Origin of the sequence: Burkholderia sp. Bp8984 (assembly GCF_003853755.1) — a bacterium.
GTDB lineage: Bacteria > Pseudomonadota > Gammaproteobacteria > Burkholderiales > Burkholderiaceae > Burkholderia.
In genome coordinates this window covers 85,665-111,928 of the sequence record NZ_QTQN01000011.1, presented here as the reverse complement: position 1 = coordinate 111,928, position 26,264 = coordinate 85,665, and the positions used below count along the sequence as shown (strand labels likewise).

The 26,264-nt window shown below is 69.5% G+C and carries 27 protein-coding genes and 1 pseudogene; 24 read left to right on the top strand and 4 right to left on the bottom strand.

What is annotated here, in order from left to right; genetic code table 11:
* Positions 1–50 precede the first annotated feature (50 nt).
* Positions 51–269: a YXWGXW repeat-containing protein gene (locus DID98_RS14110; RefSeq protein WP_124570895.1), complete on the top strand. Its 219-nt coding sequence runs from the start codon at positions 51–53 to the stop codon at positions 267–269.
* Positions 270–290: 21 nt separating this feature from the next.
* Here the strand turns inward: DID98_RS14110 and DID98_RS14105 are convergent, their stop codons facing one another.
* Together DID98_RS14105 and DID98_RS14100 are read right to left on the bottom strand one after the other, a co-directional pair.
* A complete protein-coding gene (locus DID98_RS14105) occupies positions 291–1,484 on the bottom strand; it encodes a tyrosine-type recombinase/integrase (RefSeq protein ID WP_124570894.1) in 1,194 nt (397 codons plus the stop codon).
* A gap of 227 nt (positions 1,485–1,711) precedes the next feature.
* Positions 1,712–2,887, bottom strand: coding sequence for a helix-turn-helix transcriptional regulator (locus DID98_RS14100; protein WP_124570893.1), 1,176 nt, complete (start codon positions 2,885–2,887; stop codon positions 1,712–1,714).
* A 241-nt stretch (positions 2,888–3,128) separates the two neighbouring features.
* Between DID98_RS14100 and DID98_RS14095 the strand changes: the two genes are divergently transcribed.
* A complete protein-coding gene (locus DID98_RS14095) occupies positions 3,129–3,509 on the top strand; it encodes a DUF4377 domain-containing protein (RefSeq protein WP_124570892.1) in 381 nt (126 codons plus the stop codon).
* 25 nt (positions 3,510–3,534) lie between these two features.
* Here DID98_RS14095 and DID98_RS14090 read toward each other — a convergent pair whose 3' ends face one another.
* The gene (locus tag DID98_RS14090) at positions 3,535–4,923 is read right to left on the bottom strand and encodes a DHA2 family efflux MFS transporter permease subunit (RefSeq protein WP_124570891.1); all 1,389 of its coding nucleotides are present in this window, start codon (positions 4,921–4,923) and stop codon (positions 3,535–3,537) included.
* A 146-nt stretch (positions 4,924–5,069) separates the two neighbouring features.
* Here DID98_RS14090 and DID98_RS36280 point away from each other — a divergent pair.
* Positions 5,070–5,216: pseudogene (locus tag DID98_RS36280) on the top strand (LysR family transcriptional regulator); the annotation flags it as partial.
* A 98-nt stretch (positions 5,217–5,314) separates the two neighbouring features.
* Here the strand turns inward: DID98_RS36280 and DID98_RS14080 are convergent.
* Entirely contained in the window at positions 5,315–5,665 is a 351-nt protein-coding gene (locus tag DID98_RS14080; RefSeq protein ID WP_124484670.1) for a VOC family protein, read from the bottom strand.
* A gap of 260 nt (positions 5,666–5,925) precedes the next feature.
* Between DID98_RS14080 and DID98_RS14075 the strand changes: the two genes are divergently transcribed.
* The 21 genes from DID98_RS14075 (at position 5,926) to DID98_RS13970 (ending at position 26,248) form a co-directional block, all read left to right on the top strand.
* Entirely contained in the window at positions 5,926–7,065 is a 1,140-nt protein-coding gene (locus tag DID98_RS14075) for an LLM class flavin-dependent oxidoreductase (protein ID WP_044845714.1), read from the top strand.
* Between the two features lie 176 nt (positions 7,066–7,241).
* Entirely contained in the window at positions 7,242–8,435 is a 1,194-nt protein-coding gene (locus DID98_RS14065; RefSeq protein WP_124570890.1) for an acyl-CoA dehydrogenase family protein, read from the top strand.
* Between the two features lie 10 nt (positions 8,436–8,445).
* Positions 8,446–10,206: an FAD-dependent oxidoreductase gene (locus DID98_RS14060; RefSeq protein ID WP_124570889.1), complete on the top strand. Its 1,761-nt coding sequence runs from the start codon at positions 8,446–8,448 to the stop codon at positions 10,204–10,206.
* Positions 10,203–10,721: a flavin reductase family protein gene (locus DID98_RS14055; RefSeq protein WP_124570888.1), complete on the top strand. Its 519-nt coding sequence runs from the start codon at positions 10,203–10,205 to the stop codon at positions 10,719–10,721. The genes DID98_RS14060 and DID98_RS14055 overlap by 4 nt, the downstream gene beginning before the upstream one ends.
* Before the next feature lie 39 nt (positions 10,722–10,760).
* Positions 10,761–10,982 (top strand): hypothetical protein, encoded by a 222-nt coding sequence (locus DID98_RS14050; RefSeq protein WP_124570887.1) that lies wholly within the window; start codon positions 10,761–10,763, stop codon positions 10,980–10,982.
* A gap of 10 nt (positions 10,983–10,992) precedes the next feature.
* Complete coding sequence (locus tag DID98_RS14045) at positions 10,993–12,060, top strand: ferredoxin--NADP reductase (protein ID WP_124570886.1); 1,068 nt, start codon at positions 10,993–10,995, stop codon at positions 12,058–12,060.
* A 46-nt stretch (positions 12,061–12,106) separates the two neighbouring features.
* Positions 12,107–13,693: a FadD3 family acyl-CoA ligase gene (locus DID98_RS14040; RefSeq protein ID WP_124570885.1), complete on the top strand. Its 1,587-nt coding sequence runs from the start codon at positions 12,107–12,109 to the stop codon at positions 13,691–13,693.
* Positions 13,694–13,730: 37 nt separating this feature from the next.
* The gene (locus tag DID98_RS14035; RefSeq protein WP_124570884.1) at positions 13,731–14,504 is read left to right on the top strand and encodes an SDR family NAD(P)-dependent oxidoreductase; all 774 of its coding nucleotides are present in this window, start codon (positions 13,731–13,733) and stop codon (positions 14,502–14,504) included.
* Positions 14,505–15,319: 815 nt separating this feature from the next.
* Complete coding sequence (locus tag DID98_RS14030; protein WP_409362213.1) at positions 15,320–15,967, top strand: hypothetical protein; 648 nt, start codon at positions 15,320–15,322, stop codon at positions 15,965–15,967.
* A gap of 14 nt (positions 15,968–15,981) precedes the next feature.
* Entirely contained in the window at positions 15,982–16,308 is a 327-nt protein-coding gene (locus DID98_RS36275) for a hypothetical protein (RefSeq protein ID WP_260428072.1), read from the top strand.
* A gap of 168 nt (positions 16,309–16,476) precedes the next feature.
* Positions 16,477–16,713, top strand: coding sequence for a FitA-like ribbon-helix-helix domain-containing protein (locus DID98_RS14020; protein WP_014899176.1), 237 nt, complete (start codon positions 16,477–16,479; stop codon positions 16,711–16,713).
* Entirely contained in the window at positions 16,700–17,116 is a 417-nt protein-coding gene (locus tag DID98_RS14015) for a type II toxin-antitoxin system VapC family toxin (RefSeq protein ID WP_185500362.1), read from the top strand. Before DID98_RS14020 ends, DID98_RS14015 begins: the two co-directional genes overlap by 14 nt.
* A 249-nt stretch (positions 17,117–17,365) precedes the next feature.
* Complete coding sequence (locus DID98_RS14010; protein WP_124570883.1) at positions 17,366–18,262, top strand: VOC family protein; 897 nt, start codon at positions 17,366–17,368, stop codon at positions 18,260–18,262.
* Positions 18,263–18,271: 9 nt separating this feature from the next.
* Entirely contained in the window at positions 18,272–19,165 is an 894-nt protein-coding gene (locus DID98_RS14005; protein WP_124570882.1) for a CoA transferase subunit A, read from the top strand.
* A gap of 10 nt (positions 19,166–19,175) precedes the next feature.
* Positions 19,176–19,973, top strand: a complete 798-nt coding sequence (locus DID98_RS14000) for a CoA-transferase subunit beta (RefSeq protein ID WP_124570881.1) — start codon at positions 19,176–19,178, stop codon at positions 19,971–19,973.
* Positions 19,974–19,981: 8 nt separating this feature from the next.
* Positions 19,982–20,908, top strand: a complete 927-nt coding sequence (locus DID98_RS13995) for an enoyl-CoA hydratase (protein WP_044845673.1) — start codon at positions 19,982–19,984, stop codon at positions 20,906–20,908.
* Positions 20,905–21,993 carry a nitronate monooxygenase family protein gene (locus tag DID98_RS13990; RefSeq protein WP_124570880.1) on the top strand — a complete coding sequence of 363 codons (1,089 nt, stop codon included), beginning with the start codon at positions 20,905–20,907 and terminating at the stop codon, positions 21,991–21,993. Before DID98_RS13995 ends, DID98_RS13990 begins: the two co-directional genes overlap by 4 nt.
* A 25-nt stretch (positions 21,994–22,018) precedes the next feature.
* Entirely contained in the window at positions 22,019–22,828 is an 810-nt protein-coding gene (locus DID98_RS13985) for an enoyl-CoA hydratase family protein (protein WP_124521982.1), read from the top strand.
* Positions 22,825–23,994, top strand: coding sequence for an acyl-CoA dehydrogenase family protein (locus DID98_RS13980; protein ID WP_124570879.1), 1,170 nt, complete (start codon positions 22,825–22,827; stop codon positions 23,992–23,994). Before DID98_RS13985 ends, DID98_RS13980 begins: the two co-directional genes overlap by 4 nt.
* 35 nt (positions 23,995–24,029) lie before the next feature.
* Positions 24,030–25,100 carry an acyl-CoA dehydrogenase family protein gene (locus tag DID98_RS13975; RefSeq protein ID WP_124570878.1) on the top strand — a complete coding sequence of 357 codons (1,071 nt, stop codon included), beginning with the start codon at positions 24,030–24,032 and terminating at the stop codon, positions 25,098–25,100.
* Positions 25,097–26,248, top strand: coding sequence for an acetyl-CoA C-acetyltransferase (locus DID98_RS13970; protein ID WP_124570877.1), 1,152 nt, complete (start codon positions 25,097–25,099; stop codon positions 26,246–26,248). Before DID98_RS13975 ends, DID98_RS13970 begins: the two co-directional genes overlap by 4 nt.
* The last annotated feature ends 16 nt before the right edge of the window (positions 26,249–26,264 follow it).

The following is a 26,264-nucleotide window of genomic DNA, read 5'->3' as shown; positions in this document are numbered from 1 at the left end:
GCGGGTTCGCCTCCGCCGACCGATCGATTACACAACAGGGAGAGTCGACGATGAAGATCCGATCCGTATCGCTTGCCGTATGGGTGACGACGAGCGCGGCGCTGCTGTCCGCGTGCGTGGTCGAACCCGCGCGGCCGCCGCAGCCTGCGCCGGTCGCCGAAGTGATGCCGCCGCCGCCCGCGCCCGGTTATCGCTGGGCGAAAGGTCATTACCGCTGGGCCGGCAACCACTGGGCGTGGGTGTCCGGGCACTGGGCCGCCGTGTATTGAAGCAGGGGGCCGGCGCGCCGTTCACCAGCCGATCCGGTGCTTCTCCTCGGTTTCGCTGTGTCGCCAGTCGTCGTCTGCGTGCAGATACTGGCTCGTCGTCGTCAGCGATACGTGACCGAGGTTGTCGCGCACGAGCCGCAGGTCGACGCGTCCGTCCGCCATGTGCGAACCCGCGCTGTGGCGCAGCCAGTGGGCCGATGCCTGTTCGAGCACGCGCGCCTGTTGTTCGCCGGCATCCCCTTGCGCACGCAACCGCTCGGCCGCGAACCTGAACACCTGCTTTACGATCCGGTGCAGCGCAGCGCGCGTGAGCGGCTTGCGCGTGCGACCGGCGGGCAGCACGAGCGGCGTGGTTTCGCCGTCGGCCGGCAGCGCCGGCAGGCCATGCGCGCGCCGGTAGCGCGCGAGCTCGGCCATCATCTCGGCGGTGGCCGGCACGAGGCGCTGGCGGCCGCCTTTGCCGGTCACGTCGAGCCACCAGCGATCGCGCCCGTTCGCATCGCGCCGTGCAAAGAATTGCCCCATCGTCGTGTCGGCCGCCTCGGTGATGCGCAGTCCGCCGAGATACAGCAGCGTGAACACCCAGCGCGCGCGATCCGCATGGAAGGCGGCACGCGCATCGTCGCGCGGCATCGCGGCGATCGCATCCTTGACCGCCTGCCACAGCGGCGGCCCGAGATGGCGCGTGACGCGCGGCGCGGGCCGCCGTTGCCGCTGCCGCGACAGCGCGAGCGGATTGCCTGCCAGATAGCCGGCCTGCACGAGCCACGAGAACATCACGTTCAGGATCACCATCGCCTGCCGCTGGCTGGCCGCCGACAGCGGCCCGTAGAACGGCCGCCAGCGCGGGTCGCCGCGCGGATGCTTGCGACCGCCGTTCGCGCACCACACGTCGGCGGGCGCGGGCGCGAGCAGGAACTGCCGGTACACGACGAGATCCTCGTGGGTGAGCGACGACAGCGGCTTGCCGCACGCGATCACGGCCCACAGCAGCAGGCGCTCGGCCTCCTTGCGGTAGTTCTGGAACGTGGTGGGCGTATCGACGAAGCGTGCGAGCCATGCGCGCATGGCGTCGAGATCATGGTTCGCGGCGATCTGCGGATGCGCGCTCGTGGAGCGATTGGTGCCCGCGCGTCCGTCGAGCGCGGCCGGCACGGTCAGCGCGTCGATCGGCTGCGGCCGCAGCGCGGTGTCGGACGGAACGGGTGAGGTCATGCGAACAGGGGGCGCGGCTCGCCCGTGGCCGGGCGGGCGCACGCGCCGCGACGAAGCGTACGAGGAAACGCCGATGGTAATACACGATCACGACTTGGCGAAGCGCAACGGGTTTACGGCTGGCGCTCATACCGTCCGCATCGGCCGTTTCGGTGCAGGCCGCTTCCTGCTTTCCGGCGTCGGGAGCAACTCGTCCACGAATCCGGCTTCCCGGCCTGTCGAACACCTCACCCCAGCGACAACACGCTGTTCAGCAACGTCCGCACGAGCGTCGCCTGTCGCGTGACACCCGTCTTGGAAAAGATCGCCCGCAGGTGCGAGCGCGCGGTGTTCTTGCTGATGTCGAGTTCGTCGGCCGCTTCCTCGAGCGTCGATCCGTTGACGAGCGCGAGCGCCAGCGCGGTCTCGGCCGGCGTGAGATCGAACAGCTTGCGCACGATGTCGTGAGACGCCTGCGACTTGCGCTCCGCATCGCGGATGAAGATCGCGCACGCGGGCCGGCGCGGATTGTCCTCCGACCATTCGCTGAGCGGGACCGTGCGGATCAGCACGCCGAGCGGCGGCTTGCCGGACGGGCGCGGCACGGCAATCGCCTGCGCGACCGACGGCGCGCCGCCCGCGCGCTCCGCGAGCACGTGGCGGATGAGCTTTTGCAGCTTGCGGTCCTCCAGCGGATACGATGCCTCGAGCGCACCGGCGCGCACGCGCAGGCCGTCGCATTCGGCGAAGATCTCGTCCGCGACGGAATTGGTCTTCATGATCGTGCCGCGCTCGTCGAGGATCGCGGTCGCGACGAGCATGCGGTCGATCGCGCTCGCATACAGCGTGCGCTCCGATTCGACCATCCCGAACTTCGCATGCAGCCGCACCGCGCGCTTCAGGTGCGGCAGCAGCGCATTGCAGACGGCCTTGTCGGTCGCCGAGAACGCGCGGCCGTGATGCGAGCGGCACACGCGGAAGCGGCATTCGATCCCGTCGGGCGTGCGCAGGTCGGCGCCCATCAGGTAGCCGACGTCGAACGGCTCGAGGAACTCGCGATACATCGCGCTGCGGCGCCACACGCCGACGCCGAGCAGCTCGTCGACGGTGACGACGCGATCGCTCGGCAGGTTCACGAACGGATCGAGCGCGTAATAGTAGTTGTTGTACGACGCGACGCCGGTCAGCGGCGCGCTCGCCGCGGACGCATTGATCATCAGCCCCGCGTGGCCGCTGGCGGGCCAGCGCAGGATCATCGTCACGTAGTTCGCGTCCAGGTGCACGCGGATCTGTTCGAGCGCGCCGCCCCACGGCACGTCTTCCAGCGGGCCTTCGTAGATTGTCGCGAGCAGCGCGTCGTACTGCTCGAGCGTCAGTTTCGATTGGGCAAGGCACGGGGGAAGGGCCGGGGGCGCCGTGGTCATCGGGTTGTCTCCTGTTGCCGCCGCCGGGTCGCGGTGCGCCGGGCGTGCGGGTGCGTGCATGCGCGAATGCGGACCGCCGGCGGCGGCGCGCGGTTGCCTGCACCGGAATACGGTAACGTGCCCGTGCAGACGTGACATCCCACGAATGAGGGTGGCGGCGCGCGCGCTGTAAGCCATTTGTGAACTTTGCCGGCGCAGCATTCGTCTAATCGGCCCGCCAACGCTTCCTGAGGACCATCAGATGATTCGCAAGATCAGAACGCTGCTCGGCGCGGCCGTGATCGCCGGCAGCACGTTACTCGCCGGATGCCAGACTGGCGCGGCCGCGCCGGATGCACGCGCGGACCGCCCGGCCGACGGCCGGCCCGTGACCCGGACCGTTTATGTCGCGCCGCAGGCGGCGCGCTGCACGGGCGTCGCGCCGATGGACTGCCTGCAGGTGCGCAGCAGTCCGGCCGGGCCGTGGAGCCTGTGGTACGCGGGCATCGAGGGCTTTGCGTACCAGCCCGGCTATCAATATGTGCTGGAAGTCGATGAATACCGCGTCGCGCAGCCGCCGGCCGACGGTTCGTCGATCCGCTGGGTGCTCAAGCGGGTCGTCGAGCGCCGCCCGGTGAACTGACGGCCGCGCCTGCCCGCGGCGGCGCTTACGCGGACGGCCGCGGCGCGACCGGCCGCGGCGGCGCGGCGGTATCGATCCGCCGGAACACGACGGACGACAGCAGCGTGACCGCGCCCATGCAGACGAACGACAGCATGAAGCCGTTCGCCATCGAGCCCCAATGCGCGGCGAACAGGTTCACGAGCCCGCCGCCGATCGATACGCCGAGCCCCATCGCCAGCATCTGCATCATCGTGAACAGGCTGTTGCCGCTGCCGGCGTCGCCGTGCGACAGGCCCTTGAGCGTCACGGCGTTCATCGCGGCGAACTGCATCGAGTTCGCGGCGCCGAACACGACCAGCAACGCCATCTCCAGCACCGGCGCGGGCCGGGCCGACACCAGCGCGAACCCGGCGATCGCGCCACCGACGATCCCCGTGTTCACGACCAGGAACGTCGCATAACCGAAGCGTTTCGCGAGGGGCGCGATCCAGCGTTTCGCGATCACGCCGGCGATCGCGGCCGGCAGCAGCATCATCCCCGACTGCAGCGGCGTATAGCCGAGCTGCACCTGCATCAGCAGCGGCAGCATGAAAGGCACCGAGCTCGTGCCGATCCGGCACAGCAGGTTGCCGAGCAGCCCCGCGCCGAAGTTCGGCTCGCGGAACAGCCCGAGCCGGAACAGCGGCTGCGCGCGCCGCCGCGCATGGGGCAGGTACGCGAGCGCGCTTGCCACGCCGAGCACGGCCAGCCCGATCGCCCAGCCGGTGCGGTGCGCGCGCATCGGCGGATCGATCGCGAGCGACAGCGCGATCATCGCGACCGACAGCATCGCGCAGCCGACGAAGTCGAACGGCGGCGGCTGCATCGCCTGGTCGTGCGGCAGGAAGCGCTGCACCGCGATGAAGCCGACCATGCCGACCGGCACGTTGACGATGAACACCCAGTGCCAGGAAATCGCCTGCGTGAGCCAGCCGCCGAGCGTCGGCCCGACGATCGGGCCGAGCTGCGCGGCGATCGACACGAACGCGATCGCCGCGACGTACCGCTCGCCGGGCACGCGGCGCAGCACGGCGAGCCGCCCGATCGGCAGCAGCATCGAGCCGCCGATGCCCTGCACGGCGCGCGCGACGACGAGCTGGCCGAGCGTGTGCGACGCCGCGCAGCCGATCGATGCGAGCGAGAACACCAGGATGGCGAGCGAGAACACGCGGCGCGTGCCGAAGCGGTCGGCGAGCCAGCCGGACGCCGGCGTGAGCATCGCCATCGTCAGCGTATAGACGACCACGACCGGCTGCATCGCGAGCGGCGACGCATGCAGGCTTTGCGCGATCGACGGCAGCGCGGTGTTGACGATCGTCGTGTCGAGCGACTGCATGAAGAACGCGGCGGCGACGATCCACAGCAGCGCGGAGTGTGAGGGTTCGCGGGACATGACGAAACGGGAAGTGCGGCGACCGGCGCGGCGGCGACGCGACGGGGGCGCGGCCCGGCAGCGGCAGGCGCGCGCCGGCGCACGGCCGGTCTACGAGCACTCGATGGTACCGATTCCGGTGGTCATCGGGAAGATGCCTCGATGCGCTGAACGGCGACCGGCCGCCCGCGCTGCCCGACGTCGAATGCATCGCGCGCGCCGCGAAGCGGCTCGGCCAGCCGGCCGGTACGCTGCTCGAGCTACCGGAAACCAGCGACCTGCGCGCGCCCGGCGCGGTCGATCAAGGCGGGTAGCGCACGTTGTTATCGGACAGCGACGCGTCGCGCGGCATCCGGCCGGGTCCCCGCCGGCCGGTCCGCGCGCCACGCACCGCGCACCACGCACCGCCGTGTCATGCCGCGCGTTTCTGCGAAAGCACCAGCAGCGCGCCGTTCCTGTCCTCCAGCACCGCACGGTATTCGTGCGGGCCGGCCTGCACCGGCACGCGCACCGACGCACCGGCTTTCACGACCCGCGCCATCGCCGCGTAAAGGTCGTCATCCTCATCGACCCGCAGCGTGAGCGCCGCGCGCTCGACGATCTGCTCGTCGCCGGCGACCAGCGCGATCGTCAGCGGGCCGCCGTCGAGCGCGCAATAGCGGTCGCCGTCGCGGAACTTCACGTTCAGGCCCAGTCCGTCGACGAACAGCGGCAGCGCCGTGTCGATGTCGTCGACCGGGTACAGCAGCATCGATACCTTCATTCCCTCTCTCCCTTGTCGTGATGTGACCGGCGCGCACCGCACCGTCGTTCGATGCTAGCGCGCGGTGCCGGCCGCGACGCAGTCCGATCGGACGACGGTGAAACCCCTCTGTCCCCGCATGCGTGCCGTTACTCCAAACAGACGATGCCCGGGCGGGCCCGCGCGCCGACACTCCCATCCGTGGACCGTCGCTATTCGTCCGTATCGTGCGGGCGGGCTGCGCGACCCCGACTCGTCCAACATACATGGAGACGCACGCAATGAAGTTTTCCCTCATCTACGAAGCCCAGACCACCGACGCATCGCGCGAGGGCGACCACCGGGTGTTCAAGGAGACGGTCGAACAGGCGCTGCTGGCCGAGCAGGTCGGTTTCGACACGATCTGGTGCGTGGAGCACACGTCGCTGACCAACTATGCGCACATGAGCGCGCCGGAAACCTTCCTTGCGTACCTGGCCGGCCGCACGACGCGCATCGGCCTCGGTCACGGCGTCGTGTGCCTGCCGCCGGCGATGAACCATCCGATCAAGGTCGCCGAGCGCGTCGCGCTGCTCGACATCCTGTCAGGCGGCCGCGTGCATTTCGGCGTCGGCAAGGGCGGCAGCCAGCAGGAAGCGGGCGCGTTCGGCTACGACCTCAACGAACTGCAGCCGATGATCGACGAGTCGATGTACCTGGTTCCGAAGATGTTCGTGCAGGACGAGATCGAGCACGACGGCAAGTACATCAAGATTCCGAAGCGTCCGATCCATCCGAAGCCGTTCCAGGATCCGCATCCGCCGATGTACCTCGCCTGCACGAACACCGACGCGCTGCTGCGCGCCGGCCAGCGCGGTATGGGCGCGCTGGTGCTCGGCTTCGGCGGGCCCGATGAGGTCGCGAAGAAGAACGCGATCTATCGCGAAGCGTGGGCGAACCGCAAGCCGGAAGACCAGGTCGGCTTCCGCCCGACCCAGCACCTCGCGGCGCTGTGCCCGACGGTCGTGATGGCCGACGGCCAGAAGGCCCGCAAGATCGGCATCCGTGGCCAGCGCTACTTCATGGAATCGCTCGCGTACTGGTACACGGGCGGCGAGCGTCCGGACCCGGCGAAGTGGGGCGACGACCTCGTGCAGGCCGATACCGGCGAGATGGTGATCCGCTCGCGCTTCGCGTCGGAGGAAGTCGTCGTGAACTTCGCCGATCCGGCGCTCGCGATGATGAACCCGAACCATGCGTACGGCACGGTGGACGACTGCATCGGCTACGTGGGCCGCCTGCAGGAAGCGGGCGTCGACGAAGTGCTGTTCCTGTGCCAGATGGGCACGGTGCCGCACGACGCGCAGATGGAGACGATCCGCAACATCGGCGAGCACGTGATCCCATTCTTCAACAAGGAACAGGAGCGCGCCTGCGCATAAGGCGAGGCGTGTCGCGCCACGTCGCGCCCGTCGTCCCTTCGGACGATGCGGCGCGGCCGCGCGAAGCCGACCATCGTCGGCAGGAACCCTCGCTCGCGGCGCCGCCCGCGACGAATCACTTAAAGAGAGACCGGGGTGGGCGCCGCCGCGCGCGCTCCGTATCACAGGAGACATTCGTGCATCGCGACAACGATTCGAACGCATTGGCCGCCACGCTGATCGCCCGGGCCGAGGCGCTCGCGCCGACGCTGGCCGGCCGCGCCGCGCAGGCGGAAGCGCAGGGCCGCATCCCGGCCGAGACGATCGCCGACATGCAGGCCGCCGGCTTCTTCAAGGTGCTGCAACCGAAACGCTACGGCGGCTACGAGCTCGATCCGCAAACCTTCTTCGACATCCAGATGGCGCTCGCGCGCGGCTGCATGTCGACGGCATGGGTGTACGGCGTCGTCGGCGTGCACAACTGGCAGCTCGCGCTGTTCGACGAACGCGCGCAGCAGGACGTGTGGGGCAAGGATTCCGCGACGCTGATCGCGTCGACCTACATGCCGGTCGGCCGCGTGACGCCGGTCGACGGCGGCTTCCGGCTGTCCGGCCACTGGAAGTTCTCGAGCGGCAGCGAGCTGTGCGAATGGGTGTTCCTCGGCGCGCTGGTGCCGCCGGCCGAGGCCGGCCAGCCGCCGGAATACCGCACCTTCCTGCTGCCGAAATCCGACTACCGGATCCAGCAGGACTGGGACGTGCTCGGCCTGCGCGCGACCGGCAGCCACGACATCGTCGTCGACGACGTGTTCGTGCCCGCGTACCGCACGCACAAGGCGATCGACGGGATGATGGGCACGAGCCCGGGCCTGGCCGTCAATGACGCGCCGCTGTTCAGGCTGCCGTTCGCGCAGATCTTCGTGCGCGCGGTGTGCACGTCGTGCATCGGCGCGCTGCAGGGCGCGCTCGACGATTTCACCGGCTATGCGGCCACGCGCGTGTCGGCCAATAGCGGCGCGAAGACGACCGACGATCCGGGCGCGCAGAACGCGTGCGCGAACGCGGCCGTCGCGATCGACGAGATGAAGGTGCTGCTCAAGCGCAATTTCGCGGAACTGATGGCGTCGGTGACGGGCGGCCCGGCCGTGTCGATCGAGCGCCGCGTGCATTTCCGCTACCAGTCCGCGCAGGTCGCCGAGCGTTGCGCGCAGGCCGCGAACGCGCTGCTGCGCTATGCGGGCGGCAATGGCATCTACCACCGCAATCCGCTGGTGCGCCGCTTCCTCGACCTGCACGCGGCCCGCGCGCACTACGCGAACAACGTGGACCGCTTCGGCCAGAACCTCGGCGCCGTGATGCTCGGCCGCGAGAACACGGACTACTTCATCTGACGAGGCGGCGATGAACGACACGCAAGCGCAGCAATACGTGTTCGACGTCGTGGTCGTCGGCTCGGGCGCGGGCGCGCTGCTCGCGGCCTGCCGCGCGGCCGACCGCGGGCTGTCCGTCGTCGTGATCGAGAAGACGGCGCTGTACGGCGGCACGTCGGCGGTCTCGGGCGGCGGCATCTGGGTGCCGTGCAATCACCATATCGCTGAGCTCGGCGCGACCGACACGCGCGAGGCTGCGAGCCGCTATCTCGACGCGTGCACGGCCGGCGCATCGTCGCGCGAGCGGCTCGACGCGTATCTCGACCAGGCGCCCGAGATGCTGCGCTACCTCGAAACGAAGACGCCGGTGCGCTACCAGGCGCTGCCGAAGTACGCGGACTATTTCCAGAAGCTGCCGGGCGCGATGCCGGGCTATCGCGCGCTCGATCCGCTGCCGTTCGACGGCGGGCTGCTCGGCGACGAACTCGACCGGCTGCGTCCGCCGTCGCCCGGCACGCTGATCGGCGGCCGCGTCGCCGTGACGTCGAAGGAGGCGCACACGCTGTTCTCGCGCGGGCCGGGCTTCATGAGGCTCGCGATCGCGCAGTTCGGCCGCTACTGGCTCGATTTCGGCGTGCGCCGCCGCACGCGGCGCGACCGGCGCCTGACGCTCGGCAACGCGTTGATCGGCGGGCTGCGCCGCGCGCTGCTCGAGCGCAACGTGCCCGTGTGGCTCGACACGCCGATGCGCGACCTGCTCGACGTCGACGGCCGCGTGACGGGCGTGCGCGCGCAGCGCTTCGGGCAGCCGGTGACAATCGCCGCGCGGCGCGGCGTGATCCTCGGCGCGGGCGGCTTCGAGCGCAACCAGCCGATGCGCGAACGCTACCTGCCGCAACCGACGCAGATGCAATGGAGCGCGACGCCGCCGGCCAACACCGGCGACGCGATCGCCGAAGGCCACCGGCTCGGCGGCGCGCTCGCGCTGATGGAACACGTATGGGGCGCGCCTACGGTCGGCGTCGCGGGCGAGGAGAAGCAACGCGCGCTGTTCGTCGAGCGCAACCTGCCCGGCTGCGTGATCGTCAACGGTCTCGGCAAGCGCTTCGTCAACGAAGCCGCGCCGTATTCGGAATTCGTGCCGGCGATGTATCGCGACCATGCGCGCACCGGCGCGTGCGTGCCGGCGTGGATGGTGTTCGACGCGCGCTTTCGCCGCAAGTATCCGTGCGGGCCGATCATGCCGGCGTCGATGATGCCCGATTCCCGCATTCCGGACGCGTTTCGCGACGTGCTCGTGAAAGCCGACACGATCGACGCGCTCGCCGTGCGGATCGGCGTCGATGCGGCCGGGCTGCACGACACGCTGCGCGACATGGCGCGTTACGCGGCAACCGGTATCGACGAAGCGTTCGGCAAGGGCGACAACCTGTTCGACACGTACTACGGCGATCCGAGGAGCCGGCCGAATCCGTGCCTCGGGCCGGTCGACGAGGCGCCGTTCTACGCGGTGCGGATCGACGCAGGCGACATCGGCACGAAGGGCGGGCTCGTCACCGACGCGCAGGCGCGCGTGCTGCGCGCCGACGGCGCGCCGATCGACGGCCTCTATGCAATCGGCAACACCAGTGCATCGGTGATGGGCGCGAGCTACCCCGGCGCGGGCTCGACGCTCGGTCCGGCGATGACCTTCGGGTTCATCGCCGCCGACCACCTGGCCGCGCAAGCGGCCGACGCCGGCGGCCGGTCAGCCCGGCCGTCCACGACAGAACTTGACGGAGTCCAACCATGAGCGATCTCACCACCCATCCGCTGCGCACCGACATGCTGCTCGCGATGCGCCGCCTCGCGCGCTCCGTCACGGTCATCAGCAGCGCGCACGACGGCCGGCGCTACTCGATGTCCGCGACGGCGGTCGATTCGCTGTCGACCGATCCGCCGTCGCTGCTGATCTGCATCAACCGCAATGCGTCGCTGTATCCGCCGCTCGATGCGGGGGCACCGTTCTGCGTGAACGTGCTGTCGGCACGGCATGAAGGCATCGCGATCGATTGCAGCGGCCGCCTGAAGGGCGAGGCGCGCTTCACGACCGGCGAGTGGCACACGTCGCCGCTGGGTGTGCCGTATCTGCACGATTCGCAGGCGAGCCTCGTGTGCGAGCAGGACGGCCGCTTCGAATACGGCACGCATACGGTGTTCATCGGGCGCATTCGCGAGGTGCTGATGAGCGGTGACGTCGATCCGCTCGTCTATCTCGACGGTGCGTACACGACGCCCGGCGCGCCCGCGGCCCGCGCGGTCGCGTGACGGCGGTGCGCGTTTTTCCGCATCGGAACGAGACGATCCATGACACGCAGATTGAACCGCAATATCGAGAATGGTGCGGACACAACGATCGTGCACGAGTTCGTGCAGTTGATCGGCGCGGCGGCAACGCAGGTGCTGAACGCGTTCGCCGGTGTTGCGCCAGCGCTGGCGCTGGCGTCGAACGACGCGCGGTGCCGTGCGGGAGAAGCCGGCTGGCATACGGCTTCGGCGGGTGCGGCCGGCGCGGCTCGCACTGCATGAGGAGCCGGCGATGAGCGATCCCCGTTTTCACCGGCTGACCGTGGCCGACGTCATCGCCGAAAGCGACGACGCGTGCTCGTTCGTGTTCGACGTGCCCGCCGCGTTGCGCGATGCGTTCGCGTATCGGCCCGGCCAGTTCCTGACGCTGAGCGTGCCATGCACGGACGCGACCGTCGCGCGCTGCTACTCGCTGTCGAGCGCGCCGGGCATCGACGCGGCGCCGAAGATCACCGTCAAGCGCGTGCGCGACGGCCGTGCGTCGAACTGGCTGTGCGACCGCATTCGCGCGGGCGATGCGCTCGACGTGCTGCCGCCGGCCGGCGTCTTCACGCCGCGTACGCTCGACGGCGACCTGCTGCTGTTCGCGGGCGGCAGCGGCATCACGCCGGTGCTGTCGATCCTGAAATCGGCGCTCGTGCACGGCCGCGGGATGCTGACGCTGATCTATGCGAACCGCGACGAGCGCGCGGTGATTTTCCGCGACGAACTGCGGCAGCTCGCGCACCGTCATCCGGGCCGCCTGCGCGTGATCCACTGGCTCGACAGCGTGCAGGGCGTGCCGCAGCAGCGGCATCTCGAGGAACTCGCGCGGCCGTTCAGCCAGCAGGAGACGTTCATCTGCGGGCCGGCGCTGTTCATGGAGAACGCGCTCGCCGCGATGCTCGGCCTCGGGCTGCCGCGTGCGCGCGTGCATGTCGAGCGCTTCGCGTCGCTGCCCGATGCGCCGGCGCAGGCCGATCCGGCGGCATCGACCGCAACGGCGGCGACGTCCGGCGATGACGATCGCGACGGCGACGGTGAAGGCGCGGCGATCGAGACGGTGCTCGACGGCGAGGCGTTCGCGTTCGACAGCGCGCCCGGCGAAACGCTGCTCGACGCGATGCTGCGCGCCGGCCTGCCTGCGCCGAATTCCTGCCGGATGGGGCAGTGCGGCGCGTGCATGTGCCGCGTCGAACGCGGCGCGGTGACGCTCGACAGCAACCACGTGCTCGACGACGACGAGATCGCGGCGGGCTGGACGCTCGCCTGCTGCGCGCGGCCCGCGAGCGACGCGCTGCGCGTGGTGTTCCCCGATTGAGCCGCGACGTGTCGATGGCACCGACGGCAACCCTGTTTCGACGCATATGACGATGGACAACGAAATCCTCACCACGCCCGCGCTGATCGCGCGGGCTGCCGCGCGCCACGGCGCGCATCCGGCGATCGAGTCGGAGCACGGCCGGCTGACCTACGCGGAACTCGACGCGGCGCGTCTCGAGGCGGCGCGCGCGCTCCTCGCGAGCGGCATCGACGCCGGCGATCGGATCGCCGTATGGGCGCCGAACCTGCCGCAATGGATCGTCGCGGCGCTGGCGATCCACACCGTCGGCGCGATCCTCGTGCCGGTCAACACGCGGATGAAGGGCATGGAAGTGGGCGGCATCCTGCACGACGGCGGCGCGCGGCTGCTGTTCTGCTGCGGCACCTTCCTCGGCGAATCCTATCCGGCGCTGCTCGCGCCGCACCGGCCCGCGACGCTCGAACGCGTCGTCGTGTTCGACGGCGAGCCGCCGTCCGGCGCGCACGATGAAAGCTGGAATGCATTCCTCGCGCGCGGCGCGGCGGTGCCGCTCGCCGCCGTGCGCGAGCGGGAGGCGCAGGTGACGCCGGATACCGTGATGGACCTGATGTTCACGTCCGGCACGACGGGCCGCCCGAAGGGCGTGATGACCGCGCACGGACAGAACCTGCGCGCCGCGCAGGGGTGGGCGACGATCGCCGGCGTGCGCCGGGACGACCGCTACCTGATCGTCAATCCGTTCTTCCATACGTTCGGCTACAAGGCCGGCTGGCTCGCCGCGCTGTCGAGCGGCGCGACCGTGCTGCCGCATCTCGTGTTCCAGCCGGCCGACGTCTTGCGCCGCATCGCCGACGAACGCGTGTCGGTGCTGCCCGGCCCGCCGACGCTGTACTACGCGCTGCTCGATGCGCCCGATCGCGCGACGCGCGACCTGTCGTCGCTGCGGATCGCGGTGACGGGCGCGGCCGCGATCGCGCCGAGCCTGATCGAGCGGATGCGCGCGGAGCTCGGCTTCGAGACCGTTCTGACCGGCTACGGACTGACCGAATCATGCGGGTTCGCGACGCTGTGCCGCCACGGCGACGACGCGGAGACGGTCGCCTCTACGTCGGGCCGCCCGATGCCGGGTGTCGAACTGCGCATCGCGGGGCCTGGCGGCGCGGCGCTCGGGCCGGACGAGACCGGCGAGATCTGGGTGCGCGGCTACAACGTGATGCGCGGCTACTTCAACCAGCCGGATGCGACGCGCGAAGCCGTCGACGCCGACGGCTGGCTGCATACCGGCGACCTCGGCTGTGTCGACGCGAACGGCAACCTGAAGATCACCGACCGGATCAAGGACATGTTCATCGTCGGCGGCTTCAACTGCTATCCGGCCGAGATCGAGCGGCTGCTGGCCGCGCATCCGGCGATCGCGCAGGTCGCGCTGGTCGGCGTGCCCGATACGCGGCTCGGCGAGGTCGGACATGCGTATGTCGTGTTGCGTCCCGGCGCGCGCACCGACGCCGACGCACTGAACGACTGGGCGCGCAGCAACATGGCGAACTACAAGGTGCCGCGGCATTTCACGTTCGTCGAGCAACTGCCGACGAGCGCGGCCGGCAAGGTGCTGAAGTACCGGCTGCGCGCGGGCACCGAAGCGGCGGCCTGAACGCCGGCGCACGGCACGAAATCAACGGGACGAACGGATGAACGACAACGGATTTCCGCAGGGCGCGGTACTCGTGTTCGGCGGCAGCGGCGGAATCGGGCAGGGCGTCGCGCTCGAATTCGCGCGCGCCGGCGTGCCGGTCGCGCTCGGTTACCGCAGCAAGGCCGAGGTGGCCGAGCGCGTCGCGCGCGAGGTGCGCGCCGCAGGCGTCGCGGCCACCACGCATTGCGCGGACGTGACCGCTCCCGCGCAGATCGATGCCGCGCTCGCGGCCGCGATCGGCGCGCACGGCCGCGTGCACACGATCGTGTGGGCGGCCGGCCCGTTCGTGAACCAGCGTCGCATCGGCGACATGACGCACGACGACTGGCGCCGTGCGATCGAGGTCGAGACGGTCGGCTTCTTCAATGCGGCGAAGGCCGCGTTGCCGCATTTGCGTGCGTCGGGCGGCGGGTCGTTCGTCACGCTCGGCTCGGCCGGGCATCTGCGCTGGCCGGATCGCGACGGCTTGTCGGTCGCGCCGAAGGCGGCGAACGAGGCGCTGGTGAAGGGGCTCGCGCGCGAGGAGGGCCGTCACGAGATTCGCGCCAACTCGATCCTGGTCGGCGTGATCGAGGCCGGGATGTTTCCGGTGCTGCTCGAACAGGGGCAGTTCGACCAGGCGTGGATCGACGACACGCAGAAGATGCTCGCGCTCAAGCGCTGGGGGAAGGCGCACGATATCGGGCGTGCGGGGGTGTTCCTCGCGTCGGATCGCGCGAACTACATCACGGGGCAGCAGTTGAACGTCTCGGGCGGGTACGGGTTGTAGCGGATGCGCGGAGCCCGCTCGGGAGAGCGGGCCCGGCAGACGAACGTTCGGTTGCTTTCGGCGCCGAATCCGCCGTATCGATCCCGGATCTTCGCGCCGCAGGCGCCCGGGAGCGACTGCCTGCATGCATGCGTCGAAGCGCATGAACGGCCGTCTCGGCGGCAACTGGTTGCGCGCGCACCGTCCTCGGTATTCACCCTGATCCGCGCTGCGCGCTTCTCGCATCCTGACCACGCGCGACTCGCGCGAGGTCACGTCGATGAAACATTTCCTGCCATGCGTGACGTCACACGTGCTTGCACGCCGTTGCGATGTCGCGCGTGCCGACAGCCGCGCGTGCTTGCCCGGCGCGCGTCGCGGCACCCGATGCATCGCTCCGCTGCATCAGGCACGGTGCTGACGTGCCGAAAACAGATGCGTTCCTGAAACATTTCCGTCGATTCTCCCCCGCATCACCGCGGACGTTTGGCCGCGACGCTTGTCCCGTGCCGGTTCGCGCCGCATGGCACATGCCTTGCGGTTAGGTCGGGGCCGCTCGACACAATCGCGACCGATGGCAACGACAAATCGCGGGAGCGGCACGTAACGACATCGAAATATCGGGGATCGGATCGAGCCGCGGGATAGCGGCCCGTCGTGCCGGACGCGCTGCGTCGTATCGGCGGCACGCACGGGCATCGTACGCTCGATCCGTCAAACAGCAAGCTTGCTTGCAAGATGTCGTGCCGGGGGACCCGCCGCGCGTGGCGACATGCGCTGCACGTGGCGGGTCGGCGCGCCCGGCACATGTCGGGGGGACGCCCGTGAAAATGACAATGAACCAATGGGCAGCGCTGGCGATGGTAGTCACGGCCGGCGCGCACGCACAGGAAATCTACCTGCAGGGCGGCACGCAGGGCGTCGGCATCGGCGCGGCCGTCAGCTTCAATTCGGTGCTGGGCGCGCACGCGGATTTCAACGCGATCAATCTGACGCATGACTTCACGGTGGCCGGCAACCGCTACCAGGACGACATCAAGTTGCGGCAAGGCGGCCTGTATGCGGACATCTTTCCGTGGCGCGGCAGCGGCTTTCGCGCGACGATCGGATTGCGCTTCAACGACGACGATATCCGCGGCGTGTCGGTGCCCACCGACGGGACCTACGTGTTCGCCGGCAAGCGTTATCCGGCGCTCCCCGGGATGTACGCGGTCGCGGAGGCACGCTATCCGACCGTGATGCCGTATGTCGGGATCGGCTACGGGCACCGGCCGGCGTCGAAGGGGCTCGGTTTCGTCGCCGACCTGGGCGTCGCGTACGGCATCCCGCGCTGCTCGTACACGCTGTCGCCGCAACTCGCCGCCGCGGCCGGACCGCAGAAGAGCCAGATTCTGACCGCCAGCGGCCTCGACGAACTGAACCGGGTGATGTCGCGGTATCGGTGGTACCCGGTGCTGCAGATCGGGATCTCGTACCGGTTCTGAGCGGGACGCGCGTTATGGCACGGCCGCGCTCCGGCCGTTCGACGCTTTCGTGCCGTGGCCGCATCCGCAGACCTTCCCGTTGCCTGTTGCTCGACTGCCGGAACGTCCGGCCGAACCGGCTCGAATCTATCGTCCTGGCACTCACCTGGACCGTGCCGGCCCAGGCGTTCGTCGCAGTCGTTACCGGCACGATGTCGCCGATCGCGTCCGTGATTCTGGTCGCGGTGCTGGTGATGGTCGTGCGGCGCGCGTCGGACATCCCCCACCGGCGCAGACTATCCGTCGGTGAATGGCCATTCGGCCGTCTTTTTTCGTCGCCGCGGCTGGATTACCTTGGATGACAGCAGTTCGACGCGTCGGGCCGACGGCGGAACGTGGGTGGCTTCATCCCGTCCGCTGCCGCCGGCCAACGCCGACACCCGGCTTCCGTCCGATCACGACGATGATAGCAATGCTTGCAATTCACCGCGTTGGCGCTATCATTGATAGCAATCTGGATGGAGGGACTCATGGCAAATCTTCTGGTGCGTAACGTGGATGACAGTATCGTTCAGAGCCTTCGAGAGCAGGCTGCGGCGAACGGCAGGAGTGCCGAGGCCGAACATCGGGCCATTCTGGCCGATGCGCTCGGCCGGCCGAAGCGAAGGACATTCGCGCAAGTGCTGATGAGCATGCCGGACGTCGGCGAAGACGCGGATTTCCAACGTGTTCAGGATTCCGGCGAGGTCAGGCGTGTTTTTGATTGATACGAACGTCATCAGCGAGATCAGGAAGGGCAAGCGAACCAACCGCGGCGTGCGCGGGTTCTTCAGGCAGGCCGAGGCCGACGCGAGCCCGCTTTACCTGTCGATCGTCACGGTGGCCGAACTTCGGCGCGGCGTCGATCTGATCCGCCATCGCGGCGATCATCCGCAGGCGTCGGCGCTCGAGGCATGGATGGCGACGATTCTGTCCGGCTATGCGTCGAACATCCTGCCGGTCGATCTCGAGACCAGCCAGATGTGGGGCCATTTGCGCGTACCCGATCCGGCCCACGCACTCGACAAGCTGATCGCGGCCACCGCGCTGATCAACGATCTCACGGTCGTCACGCGCAATGTCGACGATTTCGCCCGCACCGGCGTCCGGCTGCTGAACCCGTTCGAGTGAGCCGGGTTGCCGCGTCGCGGCAATCCGCCATCGCTTCCCGCCTTCTTCCGTTGCGCGTTCTCCGTCGCGCATCGCCCGCTTGCAACCCGTATCGCCGGGCTTTAGCGCGCGTCCGATTCCCGGTCCTCTCCCGGCCGGCGTCGTCCTGAAAGACCCGCCCGCTCTCGTCCCAACAGACGATGTGACGCCATCCCCGACCGGCCAGAATCCTTTCACGAACAACGGATTCTGAACCTGGAGGAGGCCGACATGATCGATGTCCGTGCGCTCGGCTACGTCGTCGTCGAGGCGACCCGCGTCGATGCGTGGCGCCGCTACGCGGAAGACGTGCTGGGCATGCAGGTGCTCGACGCGCCCGACGGCGCGCTGTACCTGAAGATGGACGAGCGCGATTTCCGCTACGTGATCGTCCCCGGCGCGACCGACCGCTATTTCGCGTCGGGCTGGGAATTGCCCGACGGCGCCGCGTTCGACGCCGCGCTGACGGCACTGCGGCAGGCGGGTGTCGAGGCCGTGCGCGCCACGCGCGACGAAGCCGCGCTGCGCCGCGTGCAGGCGATGGCGTGGTGCACCGACCCGTCCGGCAACCGCCACGAGTTGTACTGGGGCGCGCGCTGCGACTTCCGCCGTTTCGTGTCGCCGCTGGGCGTCGCGCGCTTCGTCACCGGCGACATGGGGCTCGGCCACGCGGTGCTGCCCGCGCCGCAGTTCGACGCGACCGACGCGTTCGTGCGCGGCGTGCTCGGCTTCGAGCTGTCCGACATCTACCGCGTGAGGTTCACGCCCGATCCCGCCGAACCCGAGAAGCGCATTCACTTCATGCACTGCCGCAACGCGCGCCATCACAGCCTCGCGCTGTTCGAGATGGCGGTGCCGTCGGGCTGTGTGCACGTGATGGCCGAAGTCGACTCGATGGACGAAGTCGGCCGCGCGCTCGATCGGGTCGCCGCGCACGACGTGAAGATGTCGGCGACGCTCGGCCGCCACTGCAACGACCAGATGATCTCGTTCTACATGAAGACCCCCGGCGGCTTCGATCTCGAATACGGCTTCGGCGGCCTCACGGTCGACTGGTCGAAGCATGCGGTGTTCGAGGCCACGAAGGTGAGCCAGTGGGGCCACGATTTCAGCATCGGATACCGGTAAGCCAGCACGATGACGATGAAACCTCTCGACAAGACGATGTCCGCGCGCGACGTGGTCGCGCAACTCGCCGACGGCATGACGATCGGCATCGGCGGATGGGGGCCGCGGCGCAAGCCGATGGCACTGGTGCGCGAGATCGCGCGCTCGAACCTGAAGGACCTGACGATCGTCGCGTACGGCGGCGCCGACATCGGCCTGCTGTGCGCGGCCGGCAAGGTGCGCAAGGCGGTGTTCGGCTTCGTGTCGCTCGACTTGATTCCGCTCGAGCCGCATTTCCGCCGGGCCCGCGAACAGGGCCGCGTCGACGTGCTGGAACTCGACGAAGGGATGCTGCAGCTCGGCCTGCGCGCGGCCGCCGCGCGCCTGCCGTTCCTGCCGACGCGCGCCGGGCTCGGCACCGCGCTGCTCGATCACGCGCCGCAGCTGCGCACGGTGCAATCGCCGTACGACGACGGCGAAACGCTGCTCGCGATGCCGGCGATCGAACTCGACGTCGCGCTGCTGCACGTGAACGCGGCCGACCGGATGGGCAACACGCGCATCGACGGTCCCGATCCGTTCTTCGATGCGTGGATGGCGCGCGCCGCGCAGCGCTGCTACGTGTCGGCGGAAACGGTCGACGCGTCGCTCGCGAGCGGCGACCTCGACGCCGCACGCCGCAACCCGTTCGAGCGCTCGCTCGTCACCGGCGTCGTGCATGCGCCGGGCGGCGCGCACCCGACGTCGTGCGGGCCGGACTACGGCTGGGACCTGCCGCACCTGCGCGCGTACTGCGCGAGCGCGGAAGACGATGCGAAGACGGCGGCTTACCTGCGCGACGTGGTCGGCCAGGACGAACGCCAGTATCTCGAAGGCGTCGGCGGGCTGTCGCACGTGACGACGCTGCCGTTGCCGATTCTGTAAAGGAGCGCCTGTGAGCGAATCTCTCGACCATTCCCTCGCGGAACTGATGATCGTCGCGTCCGCGCGACTCTGGCGCGACGACGGCGAAGTGCTGGCGACCGGCATCGGCACGGGCCCGCGGCTCGCGGCCGGCCTCGCGCGGCTCGCGTACAACAGCGGGCTGATGCTGACCGACGGCGAAGCGTATCTCGTCGAGGCGCCGATCCCTCTCGGGCCGCGTCCCGACGGCTATCGCGTGCAGGCGAGCGGCTGGATGACCTACGAGCGCGTGTTCGACTGCCTGTGGCACGGCCGCCGTCATGCGCTGGTGATGCCGACGCAGATCGACCGCTTCGGCCAGGCGAACATCTCGTGGCTCGGCGACGACTACGCGCGTCCGAAGACGCAGCTGCTCGGCGCGCGCGGCTTCCCCGGCAACTCGACGAACCACGCGAACTCGTTTTTCGTGAGCGGCCACGGCAAGCGCACGTTCGTCGCAGGCGAAGTCGACATGGTGTGCACGGTCGGCTACAACCCGGCGCGCCGGCTGCCTGGCATGAAGACCTTCGTCGACCTGCGCAGCATCGTCACCGACCTGTGCGTGATGGATTTCGGCGGCCCCGACCACGCGATCCGCGTGCGTTCGCTGCATCCGGGCGTGAGCTTCGACGAAGTGCAGGACGCGACCGGCTTCCCGCTGATCGCGGCGCCCGGCCTCGGCACGACGGCCGCGCCGGATGCGGAAGACCTGCGCATCGTGCGTGCGCTCGACCCTCACAACCTGCGCGCGACGATCGTGCGCAACAATCCGGCGCCGCGCCGCGGATGAGGTCCGACATGGAAGCGACCCAGATGACGTTCGGCGACGGTGTCGTCGACTACGCGGTCGAGGACGGCATCGCGACGATCACGATGAACCGTCCCGAGTATCACAACGCGCAGAACTCGAAGATGACGTATGCGCTCGACGCGGCGTTCCGGCGCGCGGCGCACGACGACGCGGTGAAGGCGATCGTGCTCGCGGGCGCCGGCAAGCATTTCTCCGCGGGTCACGACATCGGCACGCCGGGCCGCGACATCCACGAGTCGTTCGACCGCGCGTCGCTGTGGTACGACCACGTCGACAAGGAGGGCGGCGAATTCCTCTATGCGCGCGAACAGGAGGTGTACCTCGGGATGTGCCGGCGCTGGCGCGACCTGCCGAAGCCGACCATCGCGATGGTGCAGGGCGCGTGCATCGCGGGCGGGCTGATGCTCGCGTGGGTGTGCGACCTGATCGTCGCGTCGGAGGATGCGTTTTTCGCGGATCCGGTCGTGCGGATGGGGATTCCCGGCGTCGAGTATTTCGCGCATGCGTACGAGCTGAACCCGCGCATCGCGAAGGAGTTCCTGTTCCTCGGCGAGCGGATGCCGGCCGAGCGCGCGTATCAGATGGGCATGGTCAATCGCGTCGTGCCGCGCGAGCGGCTGCGCGATGCAACCTACGCGATCGCCGCGAAGATCGCGACGATGCCGCGCCTCGGCCTCACGCTGACCAAGCAGGCGCTGAACCACGTCGAGGAACTGCAGGGCAAGCGCGCGGCGATGGACGCGGCGTTCGCATGGCACCACTTCGCGCATGCGCACAACGAGCTCGTCAGCGGCGACCGCCTCGGCGGCTACGACGCCCGCAAGATGGCCAGCTCGCAGCGCAAGCCGGAACCGGCGGACGACGAAGCGCAGGCCGATGCGGCACCGGCCGCCGTCAACGGAGCCGCCGCATGAGCACGACGTTGCATACGCCGCTGTGCGACCTGCTCGGCTGCCGCTACCCGATCGTGCAGACCGCGATGGGCTGGGTGGCCGACGCGCGGCTAGTCGCGGCGACCGCCAACGCGGGCGGCTTCGGCTTCCTCGCCGGCGCGACGCTCGAACCCGGGCAGGTCGAGGCCGAGATCCTGAAGGTGAAGTCGCTGACCGACAAGCCGTTCGGCATCAATTTCCACATGTTCCAGAAGAACGCCGCACAGGTGGTCGATCTCGCGATCAAGCACCAGCTGCGTGCGGTCAGTTACGGCCGCGGGCCGGACGCGAAGACGATCCGACGCTTCAAGGACGCCGGCATCGTCTGCATGCCGACCGTCGGCGCGCCGAAGCACGCGTCGAAGGCGGTCGAGCTCGGCGCGGACATCGTGACGGTGCAGGGCGCGGAAGGCGGCGGCCACACGGGCTCGGTGCCGACCACGCTGCTGCTGCCGAAGGTGCTCGACGCGGTGCGGGTGCCGGTCGTCGCGGCCGGCGGATTCTTCGACGGCCGCGGGCTGGCGGCCGCGCTCGCGTATGGCGCAGCCGGCATCGCGATGGGCACGCGTTTCCTGATGAGCGCCGAATCGCCGGTGCCGCGCGAAACGCTCGACCGCTACGTCGCGGTCGGCGACCCGGCGCGGATCCGCGTGTCGGACGCGCTCGACGGGCTGCCGCAACGGATGATCGACAACCCGTATCTGCTGAAGCTCGAACGCTTCGGCCCGCTGCGCCGCACGTGGTTCGCGCTGAAGACGGCCGAAGCGTGGCGGCGACAGAACGGGCTGAGCACGGGCGACATGCTCGGCCTCGCGATCAAGGCGCTGCGCTCGCACGACTACACGGCGAGCCAGACGCTGATGGCCGCGAACGCGCCGTTCCTGATCCAGCGCGCGATCGTCGAGGGGCGGCCGGACGAAGGCGTGCTGCCGAGCGGCCAGGCGGCCGCGATGATCGGCGCGATCGAATCGTGCGACGCGCTGATCGCGCGGATCGTCGCGGAAGCCGGCGAGCGGCTCGACGCGCTGGCCGCATTGCGCGGCGCGGCCGCGGCACAGGCTGCGTGAACAACATCACAGGGAGGCTTTGGAGATGACTGCATCCAATCAACCGGGCGGCGCGACGCCGTTCCGGATCGAGCGCGCCGACGGCATCGCCGAACTGGTGATCGCCCATCCGCCCGTGAACGCGCTCGATGCGCAGGGCTGGCATGCGCTCGCGCGCGCGCTCGACGCGCTCGGCGAGGACGACGACGTGCGCGTGATCGTCGTGCGTGGCGAAGGCCGCGGCTTCTGCGCGGGCGTCGACATCAAGGAACTCGCCGCGCATCCGGAGCGGATCGTGTCGGTCAACGCGGGCAACTACGAGACGTTCCGCGCGGTGCACCGCAACCCGAAGCCGGTGATCGCGGCCGTGCACGGTTTCGTGCTCGGTGGCGGGATCGGCATCTGCGGCGCGGCGGACATCGTCGTCGCGGCCGACTGCGCGCGCTTCGGCGTGCCGGAGATCGATCGCGGCGCGATGGGCGGCGGCGCGCATCTGCAACGACTGTTCGGCGTGCAGAAGGTGCGCGCGATGTACTTCACCGGCGACATGATCGACGCAGCCGAAGCGTACCGGCTCGGCGCGGTCGAGCAGGTCGTGACGCGCGACGCGTTGCGCGACGCGGCGCTCGCGATAGCGCGCAAGATCGCGGAGAAAAGCCCGGCGATGGTGCGGCTCGCGAAGGAGGCGCTGAACGGCGTCGAGGACGGCGATCTCGAGGGCAAGTACCGCTGGGAGCAGGGCTTCACGCTGCAGGCGTACATGACGAACGACTCGACGGAGGCGCGCGCCGCATTCGTCGAGAAGCGCGACGCGCGGTTCGACGCGCAGGCAGGCGTCGAGGAGGCACGCGCATGAACCTGACCTATACGCCGCAACAGCAGGCGTTCCGCGCGGAAATCCGCGCATGGCTCGCCGCGCACGTGCCGCGCGAGCGGCTGCCGAGCTTCGATACCGAGGAAGGCTTCGCCGCGCACCGCGAATGGGAGCGCACGCTGCACTCGGGCCGCTGGAGCATGGTCACGTGGCCGCGCGAACTCGGCGGGCGCGGCTGCGACCTGATCGAGTGGCTGATTTTCGAGGAAGAGTACTGGCGCGCCGACGCACCGATGCGCGTGAACCAGAACGGCATCTTCCTGCTCGGCCCGACGCTGATGGATTTCGGCACGGACGCGCAGAAGGCGCGCTTCCTGCCCGCGATGGCGGCCGGCGAGCACGTGTGGGCGCAGGGCTGGTCGGAGCCGAACGCGGGTTCGGACATGGCCGCGATCCGCACGACGGCGATCCGCATCGGCGACGAATACGTGCTCAACGGCCAGAAGATCTGGTCGACCCGCGCGGTGTGGGCCGACTGGCTGTTCGGGCTGTTCCGCAGCGATCCCGAATCGTCGCGTCACCACGGGCTCACGTTCCTGATGGTGCCGCTGTCCGCGCCGGGCATCACGGTGCGGCCGATCCGCCAGCTCAACGGGCAGACGGGCTTCGCGGAGATTTTCTTCGACGACGTGCGCGTGCCGGTCGAGAACCGCCTCGCGGCCGAAGGCGCGGGCTGGCAGGTCGCGATGGCGACGGCCGGCTTCGAGCGCGGGCTGATGCTGCGTTCGCCCGCGCGGTTCCAGCGCACCGCGCAGGCGTTGCGCGACCTGTATCTCGCGCACCGTGACAGCGCGGATCGCGACCCGACGCTGCGCGAACGCGTGGTGTCCGCGTGGATGGACGCGCAGGCGTACGCGCTGTCGACCTATGCGACCGCAAGCCGGCTGCTGAAGGGCGGCCATATCGGCGCGGAATCGAGCACCAACAAGGTGTTCTGGTCGGAGCTGGACCTGCGGATGCACCAGACCGCGCTCGACATTCTCGGCGCGCACGGCGAGGTCGTCCCGCAGACGGCCGCGCAGCACGCGATGCTCGGCCACTGGCTCGACGGCTTCCTGTTCGCGCAGGCCGGCCCGATCTACGCGGGCACCAACGAGATCCAGCGCAACATCGTCGCCGAACGGATGCTCGGCATGCCGCGCGCGTGAGCGCGCCGGCGATTCCCTCACTGAACGGACATCGTATGGATTTCGTATTCGATGAAGACCAGGAAGCGCTCGCGGACAGCGTGAAGCGCCTGCTGATGACCGAGATGACCCCGGAGCTGATCCGCGAGCTGTGGGCCACGCCGACCGGCCGCTCCGACGCGCTGTGGTCGCTGTTCGCGTCGCAGGGGCTGACCGCCGTGTCGGTGCCCGAAGCGCACGGCGGCCTCGGCCTGACCGAAGCGGAATGGGCGCTGCTCGCGCAGGCCTACGGCTATTTCGGCAGCCCGGAGCCGCTGCTCGACACGGCGCTGGTATCGGCCGGCGTGCTCGCGCGGCTGCCCGCCAGCGGCTGGCGCGACGCGCTGCTGCGCGACATCGCCGAAGGGCGCGCGCGTGTCGCGCTCGTGCATCCGGTGAACCCGTATGCGGCCGACGTGCACGTCGCGCAGGCGCTGCTCTGCGAGCACCGCGGCGAGCTGCACCGCGTCGATCCCGCGCAGTGCGCGTGGCGCGCGGTCGACAGCGTCGACCCGTCGCGGCGCCTGTTCACGCTCGACTGGGAACCGTCGGCGGCCACGCGCATCGCGGGCGCCGACGAAGCCGGGCCGCTGCTCGATCGCGCGCTCGACCACGGCGCGTTCGCGGTCGCCGCGCAGTTGCTCGGCCTCACGCAACGCGTGCTCGACGTCGCGATCGACTACAGCGCGCAGCGCAAGCAGTTCGGCAAGGCGATCGGTTCGTACCAGGCGCTCAAGCACCTGCTCGCCGACGTCGCGATCCGCTACGAGTTCGCGCGGCCGGTGGTCGCGCGCGCGGCTCAAGCGATCGCCGACGATCACCCGCAGCGCGCGGTGCTGGTGTCGCACGCGAAGCTTGCGGCGAGCGCCGCCGCGCAGCTGGCCGCGCGCCACACGATGCAGGTTCACGGTGCGATCGGCTACACGTGGGAGCTCGACCTGCAGATCTTCATGAAGCGGATCTGGGCGCTCTCCGGCAGCTGGGGCGACACCGCGTTCCACAAGGCCCGCGTGGCCGACGCGATCCTCGGCGACGCATTGCCGATCGGCCCCGCGCAGACCTTCGACTTCGAGGAAACCAATCAATGAAACAAGCCTATATCGTCGACGCGCTGCGCACGCCGACCGGCCGCCGCAAGGGCGGGCTCGCGCACGTGCACGCGGCGGACCTCGGCGGCTTCGTGCTGAAGACGCTCGTCGAACGCAACGCGATTCCGGCCGACGAATACGACGACGTGGTGTTCGGCTGCGTCGACACGATCGGCCCGCTCGCGGGCAACATCGCGCGCACCTGCTGGCTCGCGGCCGGGTTGCCGCTGCAGGTGCCGGGCGTGACGGTCGACCGCCAGTGCGGCTCGTCGCAGCAGGCCGTGCACTTCGCCGCGCAGGCCGTGATGAGCGGTGTGCAGGACGTGGTGGTTGCGGGCGGCGTGCAGACGATGACGCAGATCCCGATCTCGTCCGCGATGACGAGCGCGGTGTCGCTGGGTTTCAACGACCCGTTCTCGGGCAGCACCGGCTGGCGCGCGCGTTTCGGCGACGCGCCGGTATCGCAGTTCGTCGCCGCGCAACGGATCGCCGATCACTGGAACCTGTCGCGCGACGCGATGGAACGCTATGCGCTGGAGAGCCATCGCCGTGCGGTGGCGGCGATCGAGGCCGGCCATTTCAAGCGGGAAGTCGTGCCGCTCGAAGGCGTGCAACACGATGAAACGCCGCGCCCCGACACGTCGCTCGACAAGATGGCGACGCTCGAACCGCTGATGCCGGGCGGCTCGCTGACGGCCGCCGTCGCGAGCCAGACCTGCGATGCGGCCGCCGCGCTCTTGATCGTGTCGGAAGATGCCTTGAAGCGCTACGGCCTCACGCCGCGCGCGCGCATTCATCACCTGAGCGTGCTCGGCGACGATCCGCTGTGGATGCTCACCGCGCCGATCCCGGCGACCAAGGCCGCGCTGAAGAAGAGCGGGCTCGACTGGGCGCAGATCGACGTCGTCGAGATGAACGAGGCGTTCGCGTCGGTCGCGCAGGCCTGGCTTGCCGACACGCGCTTCCCGCACGAAAAGACCAACCCGAACGGCGGCGGCATCGCGCTCGGCCATCCGCTCGGCGCGACCGGCGCGCGGCTGATGACGACGCTGCTGCACGAACTGGAACGCACCGGCGGACGTTACGGGATGCAGACGATGTGTGAAGGCGGTGGTCTCGCGAACGTCACGATCATCGAGCGCCTGTGAGCGCGTCACTTTCACG

Coding starts and splice junctions, on each gene's coding strand:
- DID98_RS13975 (WP_124570878.1), top strand. CDS start 24,030: ATGGATTTCGTATTCGATGAAGACCAGGAAGCGCTCGCGGACAGCGTG.
- DID98_RS14095 (WP_124570892.1), top strand. CDS start 3,129: ATGATTCGCAAGATCAGAACGCTGCTCGGCGCGGCCGTGATCGCCGGC.
- DID98_RS13970 (WP_124570877.1), top strand. CDS start 25,097: ATGAAACAAGCCTATATCGTCGACGCGCTGCGCACGCCGACCGGCCGC.
- DID98_RS13995 (WP_044845673.1), top strand. CDS start 19,982: ATGGAAGCGACCCAGATGACGTTCGGCGACGGTGTCGTCGACTACGCG.
- DID98_RS14090 (WP_124570891.1), bottom strand. CDS start 4,923: ATGTCCCGCGAACCCTCACACTCCGCGCTGCTGTGGATCGTCGCCGCC.
- DID98_RS14100 (WP_124570893.1), bottom strand. CDS start 2,887: ATGACCACGGCGCCCCCGGCCCTTCCCCCGTGCCTTGCCCAATCGAAA.
- DID98_RS13985 (WP_124521982.1), top strand. CDS start 22,019: ATGACTGCATCCAATCAACCGGGCGGCGCGACGCCGTTCCGGATCGAG.
- DID98_RS14110 (WP_124570895.1), top strand. CDS start 51: ATGAAGATCCGATCCGTATCGCTTGCCGTATGGGTGACGACGAGCGCG.
- DID98_RS36275 (WP_260428072.1), top strand. CDS start 15,982: ATGGCACGGCCGCGCTCCGGCCGTTCGACGCTTTCGTGCCGTGGCCGC.
- DID98_RS14035 (WP_124570884.1), top strand. CDS start 13,731: ATGAACGACAACGGATTTCCGCAGGGCGCGGTACTCGTGTTCGGCGGC.
- DID98_RS14045 (WP_124570886.1), top strand. CDS start 10,993: ATGAGCGATCCCCGTTTTCACCGGCTGACCGTGGCCGACGTCATCGCC.
- DID98_RS13990 (WP_124570880.1), top strand. CDS start 20,905: ATGAGCACGACGTTGCATACGCCGCTGTGCGACCTGCTCGGCTGCCGC.
- DID98_RS14105 (WP_124570894.1), bottom strand. CDS start 1,484: ATGACCTCACCCGTTCCGTCCGACACCGCGCTGCGGCCGCAGCCGATC.
- DID98_RS14030 (WP_409362213.1), top strand. CDS start 15,320: ATGAACCAATGGGCAGCGCTGGCGATGGTAGTCACGGCCGGCGCGCAC.
- DID98_RS14055 (WP_124570888.1), top strand. CDS start 10,203: ATGAGCGATCTCACCACCCATCCGCTGCGCACCGACATGCTGCTCGCG.
- DID98_RS14075 (WP_044845714.1), top strand. CDS start 5,926: ATGAAGTTTTCCCTCATCTACGAAGCCCAGACCACCGACGCATCGCGC.
- DID98_RS13980 (WP_124570879.1), top strand. CDS start 22,825: ATGAACCTGACCTATACGCCGCAACAGCAGGCGTTCCGCGCGGAAATC.
- DID98_RS14010 (WP_124570883.1), top strand. CDS start 17,366: ATGATCGATGTCCGTGCGCTCGGCTACGTCGTCGTCGAGGCGACCCGC.
- DID98_RS14050 (WP_124570887.1), top strand. CDS start 10,761: ATGACACGCAGATTGAACCGCAATATCGAGAATGGTGCGGACACAACG.
- DID98_RS14020 (WP_014899176.1), top strand. CDS start 16,477: ATGGCAAATCTTCTGGTGCGTAACGTGGATGACAGTATCGTTCAGAGC.
- DID98_RS14080 (WP_124484670.1), bottom strand. CDS start 5,665: ATGAAGGTATCGATGCTGCTGTACCCGGTCGACGACATCGACACGGCG.
- DID98_RS14040 (WP_124570885.1), top strand. CDS start 12,107: ATGACGATGGACAACGAAATCCTCACCACGCCCGCGCTGATCGCGCGG.
- DID98_RS14005 (WP_124570882.1), top strand. CDS start 18,272: ATGACGATGAAACCTCTCGACAAGACGATGTCCGCGCGCGACGTGGTC.
- DID98_RS14060 (WP_124570889.1), top strand. CDS start 8,446: ATGAACGACACGCAAGCGCAGCAATACGTGTTCGACGTCGTGGTCGTC.